General features: G+C 40.5%; 1 protein-coding gene. It reads right to left on the bottom strand.

Going from position 1 to position 264, the window contains the following annotated elements; translation table 11 throughout:
- Positions 1-264: ATPase, T2SS/T4P/T4SS family (locus AAEY83_RS15880; protein ID WP_351060500.1), on the bottom strand; the 264-nt coding region annotated here is incomplete at both ends.

Below are 264 nucleotides of genomic sequence, written 5' to 3'. Positions count from 1 at the left end.
ATTATCGTGAACAAACTCGATTGGATCTTCTATTGTTAGAATATGGTGATGTTTATTTTGATTTATATAATCGACCATAGCGGCAAGTGTTGTTGATTTACCTGAACCCGTTGGCCCTGTTACTAACACGAGTCCACGTGGGGTATCAGAGATTGTTTTAAAAATATCTGGCGCACCTAAATCATCAAGCGTTAACACTTCACTTGGTATGGTACGAAATACCGCAGCAGGCCCGCGATTAGAGTTAAACGCATTCACACGAAA

The sequence above is a fragment of the Psychrobacter sp. TB20-MNA-CIBAN-0197 genome (assembly GCF_040309765.1).
Taxonomy (GTDB): domain Bacteria; phylum Pseudomonadota; class Gammaproteobacteria; order Pseudomonadales; family Moraxellaceae; genus Psychrobacter; species Psychrobacter submarinus.
The sequence above is the reverse complement of the archived record's forward strand: the minus strand, read 5'-3'. Positions and strand labels throughout refer to the sequence as shown.